This window comes from Geovibrio sp. ADMFC3, assembly GCF_054687035.1.
Genome location: NZ_BAAFZG010000002.1, coordinates 2,919,563 through 2,934,276, shown reverse-complemented (window position 1 = coordinate 2,934,276; position 14,714 = coordinate 2,919,563). Strand labels below are relative to the sequence as shown.

At 44.9% G+C, this 14,714-nt stretch carries 13 protein-coding genes; 4 read left to right on the top strand and 9 right to left on the bottom strand.

Features of this window, described 5'->3' with window-relative positions; genetic code table 11:
- The first annotated feature begins 124 nt into the window (after nt 1-124).
- Together ACYRYY_RS14325 and ACYRYY_RS14320 are read left to right on the top strand one after the other, a co-directional pair.
- On the top strand, nt 125-811 hold the full coding sequence (locus ACYRYY_RS14325; RefSeq protein ID WP_460216276.1) for a response regulator transcription factor: 687 nt from the start codon (nt 125-127) through the stop codon (nt 809-811).
- Complete coding sequence (locus tag ACYRYY_RS14320; protein WP_460216275.1) at nt 808-2,184, top strand: ATP-binding protein; 1,377 nt, start codon at nt 808-810, stop codon at nt 2,182-2,184. The genes ACYRYY_RS14325 and ACYRYY_RS14320 overlap by 4 nt, the downstream gene beginning before the upstream one ends.
- Here ACYRYY_RS14320 and ACYRYY_RS14315 read toward each other — a convergent pair.
- The 4 genes from ACYRYY_RS14315 to ACYRYY_RS14300 form a co-directional block, all read right to left on the bottom strand.
- Nucleotides 2,181-2,588, bottom strand: coding sequence for a hypothetical protein (locus tag ACYRYY_RS14315; protein ID WP_460216274.1), 408 nt, complete (start codon nt 2,586-2,588; stop codon nt 2,181-2,183). The genes ACYRYY_RS14320 and ACYRYY_RS14315 overlap by 4 nt on opposite strands.
- 7 nt (nt 2,589-2,595) lie before the next feature.
- Nucleotides 2,596-2,877: a hypothetical protein gene (locus ACYRYY_RS14310; RefSeq protein WP_460216273.1), complete on the bottom strand. Its 282-nt coding sequence runs from the start codon at nt 2,875-2,877 to the stop codon at nt 2,596-2,598.
- Nucleotides 2,870-3,478, bottom strand: coding sequence for an RNA polymerase sigma factor (locus ACYRYY_RS14305; RefSeq protein ID WP_460216272.1), 609 nt, complete (start codon nt 3,476-3,478; stop codon nt 2,870-2,872). Before ACYRYY_RS14305 ends, ACYRYY_RS14310 begins: the two co-directional genes overlap by 8 nt.
- Before the next feature lie 142 nt (nt 3,479-3,620).
- Nucleotides 3,621-4,334 carry a hypothetical protein gene (locus tag ACYRYY_RS14300; protein ID WP_460216271.1) on the bottom strand — a complete coding sequence of 238 codons (714 nt, stop codon included), beginning with the start codon at nt 4,332-4,334 and terminating at the stop codon, nt 3,621-3,623.
- A 202-nt stretch (nt 4,335-4,536) separates the two neighbouring features.
- Here ACYRYY_RS14300 and ACYRYY_RS14295 point away from each other — a divergent pair, with 202 nt between their 5' ends.
- Both ACYRYY_RS14295 and ACYRYY_RS14290 read left to right on the top strand, forming a co-directional pair.
- Nucleotides 4,537-4,971, top strand: a complete 435-nt coding sequence (locus ACYRYY_RS14295; protein ID WP_460216270.1) for a Fur family transcriptional regulator — start codon at nt 4,537-4,539, stop codon at nt 4,969-4,971.
- Nucleotides 4,971-6,434: a catalase gene (locus ACYRYY_RS14290; protein WP_460216269.1), complete on the top strand. Its 1,464-nt coding sequence runs from the start codon at nt 4,971-4,973 to the stop codon at nt 6,432-6,434. Before ACYRYY_RS14295 ends, ACYRYY_RS14290 begins: the two co-directional genes overlap by 1 nt.
- Nucleotides 6,435-6,509: 75 nt before the next feature.
- Here ACYRYY_RS14290 and ACYRYY_RS14285 read toward each other — a convergent pair whose 3' ends face one another.
- From ACYRYY_RS14285 to ACYRYY_RS14265, 5 genes are all read right to left on the bottom strand, one after another.
- On the bottom strand, nt 6,510-7,124 hold the full coding sequence (locus ACYRYY_RS14285; protein ID WP_460216268.1) for a class I SAM-dependent methyltransferase: 615 nt from the start codon (nt 7,122-7,124) through the stop codon (nt 6,510-6,512).
- An 11-nt stretch (nt 7,125-7,135) separates the two neighbouring features.
- Nucleotides 7,136-8,170 carry an ATP-binding cassette domain-containing protein gene (locus ACYRYY_RS14280; protein ID WP_460216267.1) on the bottom strand — a complete coding sequence of 345 codons (1,035 nt, stop codon included), beginning with the start codon at nt 8,168-8,170 and terminating at the stop codon, nt 7,136-7,138.
- Nucleotides 8,163-8,867, bottom strand: coding sequence for a GTP-binding protein (locus tag ACYRYY_RS14275; protein ID WP_460216266.1), 705 nt, complete (start codon nt 8,865-8,867; stop codon nt 8,163-8,165). Before ACYRYY_RS14275 ends, ACYRYY_RS14280 begins: the two co-directional genes overlap by 8 nt.
- Nucleotides 8,868-8,887: 20 nt before the next feature.
- Entirely contained in the window at nt 8,888-10,129 is a 1,242-nt protein-coding gene (locus ACYRYY_RS14270) for an ABC transporter substrate-binding protein (RefSeq protein WP_460216265.1), read from the bottom strand.
- Nucleotides 10,130-10,325: 196 nt separating this feature from the next.
- Nucleotides 10,326-14,714 carry an efflux RND transporter permease subunit gene (locus tag ACYRYY_RS14265; RefSeq protein ID WP_460216264.1) on the bottom strand — a complete coding sequence of 1,463 codons (4,389 nt, stop codon included), beginning with the start codon at nt 14,712-14,714 and terminating at the stop codon, nt 10,326-10,328.

The following is a 14,714-nucleotide window of genomic DNA, read 5'->3' as shown; positions in this document are numbered from 1 at the left end:
CACTACATTGACCTATTTAAAGAAAAAAAGTCTTAACTGCTTGGTAAATTTTTGTAAAGCAGCGTCAGCACGCTTAACGTAAATTAACGTGATTTTATTGCAGTTTACTTTTATAATTGTATTTATGAATTTTATAAATGCAAATATACTAATCATAGATGATGATAAAGAACTTTGCGAACTTCTTGAAACCTATCTCGGTGAGGAAGGTTTCCTTGTGGAAAGTGTCCATGAAGGTGTAAAAGGGCTTGAAAAAGCCGCAAACGGAAACTTTTCTCTTATAATATTAGACGTGATGCTCCCGGGGATGGACGGCTTCACTATCCTCCGCAAACTCCGGAAAACCAATGACACTCCGGTTTTTATGCTCACTGCCAGAGGTGAAGAAGGCGACAGAATATCCGGTATAGAAAACGGAGCGGACGACTACCTCCCTAAACCTTTCAACCCCCGTGAACTGATAGTCAGGATTAAAGCTATTCTCCGGCGTACCGGACGCTCCTCCACCGGCGATATAATTGAAGCAGGAAATCTGCGTATTAACACTGCTCTGCTGAATGCTTATGTTGACGGAGAGGAAGTTCCCCTTACCTCCGCAGAGTTCCAGATCCTTGAAATGCTTATGCGGAATCCAGGAAAAACAGTCAGCAGGGACGATATTTCCAAATTTGTTTTTGAAAGAGAGCTTAACTCATTTGACCGCAGTATTGATGTTCATATAAGCAATATAAGGAAAAAAATAGGCAGTACGGATTCAATCAAAAGCATAAGAGGCGCAGGCTACATTCTCACCGCAGAGGTTAAGAATTGAGACTTGTTAAAGGCGGAATATTCCTCAAGATCTTTATATCTTTCTGGATAAGCCTCATAGCATTCAGTGTTTTCAGCATTTTTCTTTATGTAATGTCAGACAAGGATTTTGTCAGAATCCTCAGCATAAAGGCACAGCATTCAAACGAAATTAATTTAAGCATCCTTCTCTCTGATAAATATAAGTCAATGGATGCCGACAGCTTCATAAAATATATCACAAAAGAATCTGCCGCTTCTAAAACTAAAGGCTACCTTTTCAACAGCAGCCTTGAAGAACTGACAGGGCAGTCGTTTCATGACGTAGTTAAGGAAACAGTCACAACACTGCATAAGCAGAAGCTCCGTGTCGTAAGGCAGATAAATGAAAGTGAAATTATAAACGGATATATTCTCCTTGATGATGCCGGCAATTCATATGACAAGGTGAAGTATCTTATTCTGGTTTTCAGCCGCCCTGAAAGAAAAACAGTCGCTATGGTATGGATAAAGGAATATTCACAGGAAATTCTCCTTCATATAATCATTATTTCGCTAATCAGTTTCTATCTGGCGAGGCACTTTACTGTTCCTCTTAAGGAAATTAATGTGGCTTCGGACAAAATAGCCAAAGGTTCGTTTGATATTTCCCTAAGCAATGTTGCGCACAGAAACGATGAATTCGGTGAACTTGCACACAAGTTTATGCAGATGGCTGAACGTCTGGAAGAAAACAGACAGCAGCAGATCAGAATGTTCAGAGACATATCCCACGAACTCCGCTCACCCCTCACAAGGATGAGACTTGCCATTGAACTGGCTTTGGCAAAGTCTGATCAGCCCACCGCTAAACTTCTGAACCGCATCGAAACTGAATGGAACAGGATGGGGGCAATGATATCTGATCTCAAGGCAGTTTCAGACTGTACGGATAAACAGATCAGGTTTGAGCATTTTGATATCTGCGGACTTCTTGAAAGCCTCATGCCTGATTTCCACTTTGAAGCAGAAGCGTCAGGGAAAAAAATCTTATACAGCGGGTGCATCTGCTACAAAATATATGGTAACAAAAGGCTTCTTTCGAGCGCCATTGAGAATGTTGTGAGAAATTCTCTCCGCTATTCAAAAGGAAAAATTGAAATAAATGTCAGCGCCGATGAATATTTTGTCACTGTGGAAGTTACTGATGACGGAAATGGTGTCCATGAAGATAACCTTGAGAAAATTTTTATCCCGTTTTTCAGGGAAAATGCCGACAGAGACAGACAAACCGGAGGAACCGGGCTCGGTCTCGCTATAGCCAAGCGTGCCGTGGATCTTCATGAAGGAACAATATCAGCATCCAACACAGAAGAAGGTCTCAAAGTTACATTAAAACTGCCGGTAAAAACCTAGGGTCTGTCCGGCGGCGGAGGCGGAAAACCGCCCATAGGCGGAGGTGGCGGAGGATTATTTTTAAATCTTTCATGGAGCTGAATCAGCTTTTTCATCTGCCCGTCATCAAGAACACTTTCCATCTTTCTGAAGGTTTCTTCAAAAATTCTATCGGCCTCTGCTTTAGTTTTTTCACGTAAAGCATCCGCCTGCGGGCGTGTCTCCTCAAGGATACGTCTGACTTCTGCAGATTGCTCCGGACTAAGCTTCAGCTCTCTTTCCAAGGTAGAATGTATCTTTTCCGCTATGTTGTGCGGTTCCTTACGCATGTGGTGAAACTGCGCTATGCGGAATATATTCATTGCAGTAGCACCCGTCACAAAACCTATCAGAAAAATAATGCCTATATAAATTGCTCTCTTCATGGCAAACCTATATAACAACGCCGGAAACACCGGTTACAAGAAGTTCCATAAGGTAAACCGCTTTTTCCTGCACCATATAGTTTTCTGTTATAAAGAAAACAGCCACAAGAACGCACAGAACAGGCACAAGAACAGCAAATGCCGGAGATTTCATAGCTGCAAATGGTAAATCCTGCTTGCTTTCAATGGCTTTTCTGTATGTCTTTTCCGCAAAGTATTCATCAGGAACAGTTTTCCTGAATGCTCTGCTGGCATCGCCAAGCTCTGATATCAATTTTTCATTATTCATAGTTACTGTCCCTGATTCCCATTTTCTTAAGTGCGTCTGAAAGTTTTTTCTTGGCACGGAATGTTCTGACCTTTACCCCTGCCTTTGTCATGTTCATCATTTCCGCTGCTTCAGAAGCGGATACACCGTCAAAATATACCAGTTCCATCAATATTCTGTCTTTCGGAGAAAGAGAAAGCATCGCCCTGTCCAAAATCATCCTAAGGTGGAGCTGCCTGCTCTTCCTCTCAAACTCGTCCCCTGCGCTTTCAGATTCAAGCTTTTCCAGAAGATTTCCGCCGTCATTGTTCAGGCTGCTGAGAGACATTTCATTTTTTCTGTATTCACGCCGCCAGTAATCACAGCAGCAGTTTATGCTCACTTTTTTTAGCCAGCCCTTGATTTTTTCGTGATTATCTAATGTTTTCAAAGACTTAAAAACCTTTATAAAAACTTCCTGTGCAATATCCTCGGTTATATCCTCCGGAACATGTCTTCCCACTGTTTCAAAAACCAGTGACTCGAACCTCTTGATAAAGGTTTTAAAATATTCGTATTCCCCGCAGATAAGCCTTTTTATCAGCTCCTCATCGGAAATATCACGCACAGTGCTGTTGTTCATTCAATATATCATTCTTCCGCTTATTGCCCTTATCAGTCAATATAAAGTTTATTTCAGGGCGGCAGGCTGCTGCTGTTTCCTGCCGCCCCTACGGGTTGGTGTGCGTCCTGTCCGAATCTGTGTCTTTAACTGTCATTAATCCTTACGCCTCGCCGAAAAGAAGCGAATTCATCATCATTGAGTACCTGAATTCAAAAGAACCTTCCTCCTCATCAGTTGAGGTCATCTTTTCCAGTGCGCTCATAAGCAGTTCAGTCATTTGATCCTGACTGTTTTCTGCGGCGGCTGTTTCAGCCGTTTCTTCAGCTTCTTCAGCATCATCAGTGCCGGCGATGCTTACTGTTGTGTTGGCTGCTGATTCTTCGCTGGCTTCGGCGAGAGCTTCCAGAAGGCTTAGAAGAGTATCATCAGAACTTTCCTCAGACTCACCCATCGGAGGCATTCCGCCGCCCATAGGAGGTTTTCCGCCCTGCATTCCGTACATGCCTTCAGCAGGCGCATTCTCATACAGTTCCTTTCCTTCCTGCGCCAGTTCAACAAGGCTTATCCCCTGCTCCTCGGCATAGGCTTTGAGTTCATCAGAGGCTGATTCCGCAACGCTTTCTGCGTCGAACTCCTCTTCACTTTCTGCTGCTTCCTTTACAGAGTTTCTGAAGTCTTCCATGTCGGTCTGAAGTTCATCGGGCATATTAACCATAAAGCTTCCCATGACACTTATATCTGTTTTATCAACAGATAAAAGCGAAGCAAAACGGCTGTTCTGGCTGTTTTCTTCTGTTTTTGAACCGGAAGAAACCTGTGTCAGTCCGCTGATTTTCAGGCTTTCATAAAGACCGCTTGAAGCAGAAATTATCATTGTCATCCTCCCTGAAGTATTATTCGGCATCCTGCCTGATATCCGTTTAGACGATAAATCTTTTATCTGGGTTACATCTGTTTTGATCTGGTAAAATAAATTTAGTAATTTATTCAGATTTGCTTGACTGCTCAGGAATCAACAATTAATATTAATTTATAATGATTACAAACTTATCTTCATTATAATCGAGAAGGAAATAATGAAAATCAGCCTTGAAGAAACTGCGAAAGAATTATCGGAAAGAAACATCAGACCCTCAATACAAAGAGTGCGGATACTTGCTTATATGAAAGAGAACCTCTGCCACCCTACGGTGGAAAAGATTTATAATGATCTTCATCCTGAAATTCCGTCACTCTCAAAAACAACAGTTTACAATACACTGAACCTCTTTCTGGCGGCCGGTCTGGTACGTATGCTGAATATCGAGGAGAATGAAATAAGGTATGACATAGTTATGAAAACTCACGGACATTTCAAATGCGAATCCTGCGGAGAAATTTTCAACTTCAGTATCAATATAGATGACTTTCCCGCTGATGACCTCAACGGATTCACCATAAAAGACAGAGATGTTTATTTCAAAGGCGTATGCCCGAAATGCAAAAAAGAGAAAATTAAGGAGGCAGAGTAATGGACAAAAAGAAAAAACAGAAGCTGACAACCGTTGCAGGCGCACCCGTTGTGGACAACCAGAATGTTCAGACCGCAGGACCCCGTGGTCCTATGCTGATTCAGGATGTATGGTTTCTCGAAAAACTTGCTCATTTTGACAGGGAAGTGATACCCGAAAGAAGAATGCACGCCAAAGGCTCAGGAGCATTCGGCACTTTTACCGTTACACATGATATAACAAAGTACACCAAAGCCAAAATATTCTCCAAAATAGGCAAAAAAACCGATATGTTTGTCAGGTTCTCCACCGTTGCCGGCGAAAGAGGCGCAGCAGACGCCGAAAGAGATATTCGTGGTTTTGCCATGAAGTTTTACACTGAAGAAGGCAACTGGGATCTTGTGGGCAATAATACTCCGGTATTTTTCCTGCGTGATCCGCTGAAATTTCCTGACCTCAACCACGCAGTTAAGCGTGATCCCAGAACAAACATGAGAAGTGCAAAGAACAACTGGGATTTCTGGACATCCCTCCCTGAAGCGCTCCATCAGGTTACAATTACAATGAGCGAGAGAGGTATCCCCCTTTCCTACCGCCATATGCACGGCTTCGGAAGCCACACTTTCAGTATGATAAATGACAAAAACAAACGTGTATGGGTTAAGTTTCACCTTGTGTCGCAGCAGGGAATAAAAAATCTCACAGATGAAGAGGCTGAAAAAGTAATCGGCAAATGCCGTGAAAGCCACCAGAGAGACTTACTTGAAAGCATTGATAAAGGCGACTTCCCCAAATGGACAATGTTCATTCAGGTCATGACCGAAGAACAGGCAAAGAAAATGCCCTACAATCCGTTTGACCTTACAAAAGTTTGGTACAAAAAGGAGTTCCCCCTCATTGAGGTAGGTTATTTCGAACTGAATAAAAACCCTGAAAACTACTTTCAGGATGTTGAACAGGCTGCGTTTAACCCCGCAAACATTGTTCCCGGAATCGGCTTTTCACCCGATAAAATGCTCCAGGGAAGGCTTTTCTCCTATGGAGATACACAGCGTTACAGACTCGGTGTAAACCATCACCAGATCCCTGTTAATGCACCCAGATGCCCCTTCCACAGCTACCACAGAGACGGACAGATGCGTGTTGACGGCAATCAGGGCTCAACCCTGCACTACGAGCCCAACAGCTACGGCGAATGGCAGGAACAGCCCAAATTCCGTGAGCCGGAGCTTGAGCTTCAGGGCGGTGCATGGAACTGGAACTTCCGTGAGGATGATGACGATTACTTCACTCAGCCCGGAATACTCTTCAGGCTTATGAACCTCGCTCAGCAGAAAGTGCTGTTTGAAAACACAGCAAGGGCAATGGGAGACGCACCGGAAGAAATCAAAATCCGCCATATCGGAAACTGCATGAAAGCAGACCCTGCATACGGAAAAGGCGTAGCTGAAGCCATGAAGATCGACATTAAAAAGGTAAAATAAGAAAATTCATCGACATGAGCCCCTTTGAAAAAAGGGGTTCATTTTTCACAGTAACAGAAGTTCCGTGAATAGTTTCTACTTACGGCAGATTACCCATCCGCCGCAGTCATTCTGAAAAATTTCCGTCAGACCGCCGAGCTGGTTGAATGTGTCAGCCAGAGTCTGCGGAGTGTGGTCAATGCCTGTTCTTTTCTTGACCTTCTTAGGCCATTCGGGGTTTCTTTCCCGCATTTTTTCTATGATAGCCTGTTTGACCCTCTGTTTGCCGAAGCCGCTTCCGATGAATATTATCCCGCCCGGAGCAAGAACACGCATCAACTCACCGAAAGCACCCAGATGATCCTCCCAGAACCACACAGAACTGCGGCTCACGATAAGATCGAACGAGCCGTCAGCAAAAGGCAAACTGTGAACACCTGCCACAAGAGCTTCTGCAATAGACGAAAAACCCCAGCTGCCAACCCTTTTCCGTGCGAGGCTTATGGCATCAGCAGAGATATCAGCCAGAATAAGGCGCATGTCGGCCATGCGAGCTATCTCAAGCCCCAGATGACCGCCGCCGCAGCCTATATCAAGGCATGTTCCGCTCTCTTTTCCTGTGATTTTCAGAATCTGTTCCGCAACAACAGGATAAAGAGGAGCAAAAACCTCATCGGCTATGGCATCAAATTCATGCGCCCTGTTCGGCATATTGATTCACCTCAAACGGTTTTCTCTGCGAGTCCGAGAAACTCACCCAGTTCAAAATCTATTTTTTTGCCGGATCTCAGCATATTTCTTATTTCAAGTATTTTAGCGTCAAACTCTTCCAGAACAGCGAGATTTTCTTTTTCCTTCCCTTCTGTATCGATCAAAGCGGCAATGCCTCCGTTGCTGATCGCTATGCGTCTGTTACCCATCAGAGCCAGAATCGGATCATGGGTGGACATCAGGACAATTTTCTCTTTTCTAACAAGAAGTTCCAAGGCTTTCTTTCTGTCTACTCCGGCGTTTTCTATCTCATCTATCAGGACAATGGGTGATGAGCTTAAAAGAGCCGTATCTGCTATCATAAGCGCCCGTGACTGACCGCCGGAAAGCTGGGTAAGAGCAGTTTTGCGCTCAAATTTTTCTCCGGCAAGCTCGTTGGCACACTCTATAACAGATTGAACTGTGGAATCTATATCCACAACCATGCGGCTTGAGGCATGCATGGCTACAAAGCTCTCGACATTCAAATCCACCACAAAATTCATGTTCTGGGAAAGCTGTGCCACAAGCTTGTTCTCAAAGCGGAACCGCTCATTCTGCGTGGGTGTTTTGCCATCAATAAGGATTGTTCTGCCTGTGGGAGTGTCCTTCTGTGCAAAGCATTCAATATCAGCCAGAAGACGGCTTTTGCCTGAACCTGTGGGACCCACAATGCACATAATGTCCCCGGGTCTAAGCTCTATCTCAACATTTTCCTCACGTCCGCTCTTGTCTGTTCCGCCGATTATGGTCAGTGATGAAAGTCTGCGTTTTGAGTTTTTCATCAGTTCCGCTGCCTGCGCCATAAATTCCAGAAAGTGCGTACGCATCTGCTCATGGGAAAGTCCCGCATCCTCCATAGTTTCTTCTTCAACAGATTCTATGAGCTGTTCCGGAGTCTGAAGGCTGTCCTTCCACGATAAGCCGATTGAGCGGAAATAGTCTCCTGCGTACGGATGTTCCTGAAGAAGCCTGCCGAAAGGCACTTTTAAAAGATGTTTACCCATTTGGAACCGCCTCTTTGAATGTCATTTTCTTAACATTTCCTTTCTGGTGGTCCACGCCGATATCGGTTTCACCCACACAATAGGGGCATATAGCAGCGGGAATTGAAAAACGCAGTCTTGCCCCCTCAAGAGATGAAACCTCAGAGGCTTCATCAAATGAAAAACTCAAATCATAAGCTCCCTGACCTGTAATGCCGTTTACGAACATGACAGCAGCCTTGGGGTTAGCCTGACGCACACGGAAAGCAAAAACCTCTCTTTCCGCCTGCGAAACTATGTCTCCCTTGGTGATAACGGCTATGTCTGCATAACGGAGCATTGGACCAATTTTCTGCGGTGTGTCCACGCCGGAAAGGCAGTCCACAACGCACACGGCAGTAACGCCTTTGATATGAGGTGCGCAGCGGTTGCATAGCCCTGCGCTTTCGCTTATCAGAACGTCAAATCCCTTTTCCCTGCCCCACTGAACACAGTCGTCAATGTTGCTTACGAAGTAATGGTCGGGGCAAAGGTTGCCGGAGAGTCCGGTAACAACAGTAAGTCCAGCTTCAGTGTAGAGCCTGTGATCAAGTGCGGAAAGACAGTCAAACTTAACAATGCCTATTTTGCCTTTGTATTTTGATAAATATTCGGCGGTTTTTATAATAACCGAGGTCTTCCCCGCTGACGGGGGACCTGCGACAGTAATAAGCTTCATTTATATTTACCCTTTATATATCAGCGGATTATAACGTGCAGTTTTTTACCCTGCTCTTTTCTGTACTCTCTGAGTTTTGCCATGAAGTTATCATTTAATTCATCGGAAAAGGCTTTCATGTCTCTGCTTCTGATAAAGTCCCAGCCGAGCCATTTGATTTTTGCCCCTTCGGGAAGCTTATTGTCAGCTTCGGGATGCACAGAGGGGAAAAAAGAGGACGCCATAATGTCAGCAAGCTCTGTTCCTGTCATGTAGTCTATAATGGGTTTCAGGCGTTCTTTTTCCTTCTTTTTAACAAGCATATACATGGGGCTTGCCATTGCTCCGTCCTCCGGCCAGATAATTTCCGTATGTTCGGTATTCGGGCATGATTTGGCAAAAAACCAAGGCAAAACATAGATTGCAGCTCCGGTTGACATCGAACTTCCGGCAGCTTTTGCCATCTGTGAGGCGTGCCAGCCGTCCTTAATGTTAGGCAGAAGTTTATCAAGACCTTCCTGACCGTAATCTTTCCAGATATTTACAAGAAGAACCTCACTGATGTAGTCATCACTTCCGCCGACAATTATGTTGTTTTTATATTCCGGTTTCATCAAATCGCTCCACCTGCGGGGAACGGAAAGATCTTTAAGTCGTTTATAATCCACAAGCATTATGTATGTATAAACAGCATAGACAGTGTAAACCCCCAGAGGGTCTTCTATGCCTGCGGAGGCGAATGGTTCGGGCATGGGCTTCATCTGGCAGGCTTCATAATGCCCGCTGTCAAGAAATCGTGATGTAAACTGGGTTCTGTAGAAAGAGCCGAAGCCAATGGAGCTGACAATATCCGGCAGTTCATCTATGTTGTAGGACTGCCATATATCCTCATAAGGATCAGCCCCTCCGCAGCCCATAGGGACGAAGCTGACAAATTTTTCCCCTGTTTTTTCAAGGTGTTTTATCATCGCCTCTTCGTATGACTCTTTAAAAAGGTGCTTGACCGGACACACCATATAGCCGAGGAAATCCGGCTTAACCGGGGGTGCATCTTCCGTGTAGAGCATAGGAACTTCGCTTGCCTCTATGCGTTTTTCCAGAAGCGAATAGAAAATTTCGGGGTTAAGCTCTCTCATCTTCGTGAATGAAGACAGAGTAAGGGTTTTGAGAAACGCACCGTTATCCGCAAAACACCCGAGACCGTTCATCATGAACAGTTCTTTTGTTTCGGGAAAATCGGTTAAAATGTCTGAAATACTCATTTCAGGCCTGATATTTTTCAAGATAGCCTCCTTGAAACCGTGCATAAAAGCCGCACGGGGGTAATATAGCCTGATCCGTCACATAATAAGAACGATATCGCTATGTATTAAACTATATAGCGATATGTTTAAATTTTCAATGAAAACATGTTTATTGTTTTATAACATGAATAATATCTATTTTATCCTTTTTGACTGGTTTGTCCAGTGTGTAAGCTCATTCAGCTTTTTCCGCAGCAGCAAGGATTCCGGATACTTTTCTGATTTCTGCTGTGGTAAGAAGAATATTCAGCTTTGCCGCTCTCAGATCATATTGTGATTTTTCCGCCTCCGCTGCGGTGCGCTTAACCTTAGCTTCGCTGACCAGTCCGGCTTTGAGCCTGTCGTTCATCTGACGGCTGTTTTCTTCTGCCAGTTCCGCAGCCTTTTCAGCAGTTTTAAGTACACTTTCAGCATATTCAAGCCTGCCGTTCAGCCTGTTAAGTTCAACTTCAAGCCTGCCCTTGGCATTCCGCAGATTTTCAGATGCCTGAATAACCTGCGCGTTCCTCTGCCCCAGAACACCTCTGCGCTTGCCCCAGTCAAATACATCCCACTCCGCCTGCACGCCGAAAGTGGTTATGCTGCTGTCAACAAAAGGGACTCCGTCCTGGTATGTATGCCTTGCGAACAGCCCAAGATCAGGAATATATTCATCCCTCGCCGCCCCTCTGGCTCTCATTGCTTTTTCCAGAATGTATTCAGCCGCTTTTACATCAGGAGAGGTGAGTTCCGCCTCTGTTTTTGTAATGCTGATACTCTCCGGCTCATCTGTAATTGATTCACCGTCAAGGGTAATTTCTGTATCAGAGGGCAAATTAAGTAAATCTCTGAACTGCGCTTTCAGGTCTGAAAGCCTTGTTTCAGCAGATTTAAGGTTCTGTCTGCTGTTTAAAAGCCCTGTTTCTGCCTCCATAACTGCAGATTCAAGAACATTGCCGGCGGAGAAGGCATCCTCTGCTTCCTTAACTGTTTCCTCAAAGGCGTTAACGTAGGTTCCGTAAACTTCTGTCTGTTTCTCCGCAAGAAGGATACCGTAAAAAAGCCGGCGCACTGCAAATACTGTTTCGTTCACCGCTTTTTTATGTTCTGTCTTTGCCGTTTTCAAGTCAGCATCCGCAGCACCTACACCCTCATTTATCTTAAAAAGCTGTGTAAGCGGCTGCTTTATTGTGGTGTTCACAATAAAAAGAGAATCGCTTCCCTGATCTATTTCGAGATCCTCAGTTGGAAAACCTCCAAGCCCCGGAACAGTTCCCAGTGCGCCTTTATCGATTGTCACTAGCCCGTTATTGGTCGTTTCGGAGTACATTGAATCCACAGTAAGCATAGGAAAATAGTTTGCTTTGGCGGTTCTTTTCACAGATACCTGCTCCTGAATTCTCGCCTCTGTAATCTTCAGATTACGGCTGTTTTTAAGGGCATATTCCTCCGCCTGCTTAAGTGTAAACGTATCAGCATGTACTGTACCTGTAAAAAGCATAAACGCCATGACAGCCGCTGCTGTTTTTGCACTGCTTTTTTCTGACATAACAACAACATAAAGCACAGGCACCACAAGAAGCGTAAAAAACATGGAAAAAATAAGCCCCACAGCTATAACACTGGCAAGCGGACTCCAAAGGCTTGAACCGGAGAGGATCATAGGGGTAACACCCACAGCTGCCGCCATGGTAGTAAGAAATATTGGACGCAGTCTACGTTCCCCCGCTTCTGTTGCTGCACGCTCCAGGCTATGCCCCTCCGCCGTTTTCTCTTTTATGTAATCCACCAGAATAATAGCGTTTCTAACCACTATTCCGCAAAGGCTTATAAGCCCCATGAATGCAGTAAAGCCAAACGGGTTTCCGGTTATGAATAGCCCGAACATCGCACCGGGCAGTGCAAGAGGTATGGACGCCATAATTATAAGCGGTTCACGGATATTCTTAAACTGCACAAGAAGAACAAAAAATATAGCTATCAGACTGATTCCGAGAGCAACCATCATCTGCGGGAATGTTTCATCTCTGTTCATAAGCTCACCGCCGTAGCTTATGCTGTATCCGGCAGGAAGACTGATTGCCTCAATCTCCGGACGAACCCTGTCAAGAAGCGCAGAGGCGTAGTATCCTTCCTTCACAAAAGCTCTGACAGTGAGGGTGGGCACACCGTTTCTGCGGACTATACGGCTTGTCTGAAACTCCGTTTTAACTTCCGCAACGGAGCGTACCGGAATTTTTGCACCTGTTGTGGGAGAAGTTATATAATAATCGCCTATATCACTTATTTTGCTGCGGTTTTCCTTATTAAGACGAAGAACCACGGGTATGACTCTTTCCCCTTCTCTGTAGCTGGTTACTGTTATACCGTCAAATCCGCCATAGAGATATCCTGCTATGGCAGAAGCTGGAATACCTAGCCTTGCGGCGGCGTCAGTGTCCACATCCACATCTATCATCATAGAATCATTAAAATAGTCCGTATGCACAAAATCAGAATACGGCACAGAGGATATTATTCCCCCTATCTCCGCCCCGATTTGTTTAAGTTTATGAATATCATATCCGCTTATCCGCACCTCAACCGGAGCCTCAAGAAGATTACCCTGCTGAAGTTCCTTAACTATTACAAGTGCTTCCGGTGCGGTTTCGGCGAGGGACTTTCGGAGTTCATAAACCAGTCCCACAGTCGCCTTTTCAGACACTGTGTTGACAATAAACTGACCATAAGCGGTGTCAGGCTGCTGGGGGTTGACATTATAGTAGAATCTCGGTGCGCTTCTGCCCACGAATGCGGCAAAATGACTGACATCAGAATGCTCAGAAAGTCTGCCTTCGATGCGGTTCATAACAGCATCAGTTGCCTCGATTCTGCTTCCCTGAGGCATCCAGACATCAATTACAAACTGGTTGCGCTCGGCTGACGGGAAAAACTGCTGTGGAATATATTTAAAATACAAACCGCCAAGGACAATGCCCGCTATTCCCACAACAGCAGCTAAATATTTGCGTTTCATAAATATATTGATCGTAACAGCGTATGCGCCCTGCACCCTGTCCAGAGCAGAACGTCTCTGCTTTTTATCCGGTGTATCAGAATGCAGACCCTTTTTGATAAAAAATCTGCAAAGAATCGGAGTGAGCATAACCGCCACAATAAACGAAACCGAAAGAGCAATTGCAACGGTTTTCGGCAGTGCGGAAATAAATTCGCCCACTGAGCCGGAAAGAATGAGAAGCGGCAAAAATGAGAATATGATAGTAAGAGTCGCTGTGAGTACGGGAACAAATACATCGCCAGCCGAACGCCACGCCACATCTTCCTTCGGCACTTTTCTGTCCAGAAGTTCAACATAGTTGTCAGCAATAACAATAGCATCATCCACCACAATGCCCAGCACCATAATAAGCGATGCTATGGAAACCTGATGGAGCGCTATCTCGAAAGTGTTCATCAAACCCAATGTAGCACAAAGAGTTACCGGAATTGCAACAGCCGCAATGACAGCCACTCGGAAAGGAAGGAGAATAATAGTAACAAGGATAACGGAGGCAATGGCAAGCATAAACTCATGGGTTAGAGTGTTCATTCTCTCTTTTACGACAGTGGGCTGGTCAGCAATGAGGTCAAGTGAGATATCAGGCGGCAGAATCCCCTTCAGCCCTGTAAAAACATTACCAATCGATTCACCCAGTTCTACAATGTTTTTCCCTTCCTGCATCTCAACAGAAATAAGGAGTGCAGGTGTGCCGTCATAACGGATCATAAATGAAGGGTCTTCATAAACTCTTTCTATATCAGCCACATCCTTGAGGTAAACAGGATGACCTGTGGTACGGGAAACATCAATGAGAGTATTCCTCACATCATCTTCCGCTTTAAAAAGACCTGCTGTTTTTATGGGTATTTTGCTTTCTGCCGATTCAAAATTACCTGAAAAACCAACGGTATTTCTCTCTTTCAGCATACGGGCAATCTTCATGGGATCAGTTGCATATGCGGCAAGCCTTTCGGAATCAGTAGTAACCTTTATCTGTTCCTGCTGTTTGCCATAGACAACAACCTTGCCGACCTCACGTACCGAACGCAGACCGTCCTGTATCTTATCTGCATAATCGCTTAATTCGCGATAACCGTAGTTGTCTCCGTGGACAGCAATGAGCATGGCTACAGTATCACCGAAATCAGAGTTGACTGATATTGCGTAAACCCCTTCCGGAAACTCGGACTTTGCCTCTGCAAATTCATTGCGGAGCTTCGCCCAGAATACATCAGCCTCGGTGACATAATCCTCAAGCTCAACATTCACCACGGCAATACCCGGACGGCTTGTGGAGTAGGTCTTTTCCTTTCTTATTTCAGGGAACTTAAATATGTGTTCTTCAAGTTTAACCGTGAGCTGGCGTTCAACCTCTTCTGAGGAAGCACCGGGGTAAACCGCAAACACCAGCCCTGTGCGTATGGTTATGGAAGGGTCTTCAGTTCGGGGCATTTTAAGAAAAGCGTGGATGCCGACTATCACCACAGCAAGGGTGATAACAACTGTAACTATGGGGTGATTGAGGGAACTTTTGATAAATTTCAT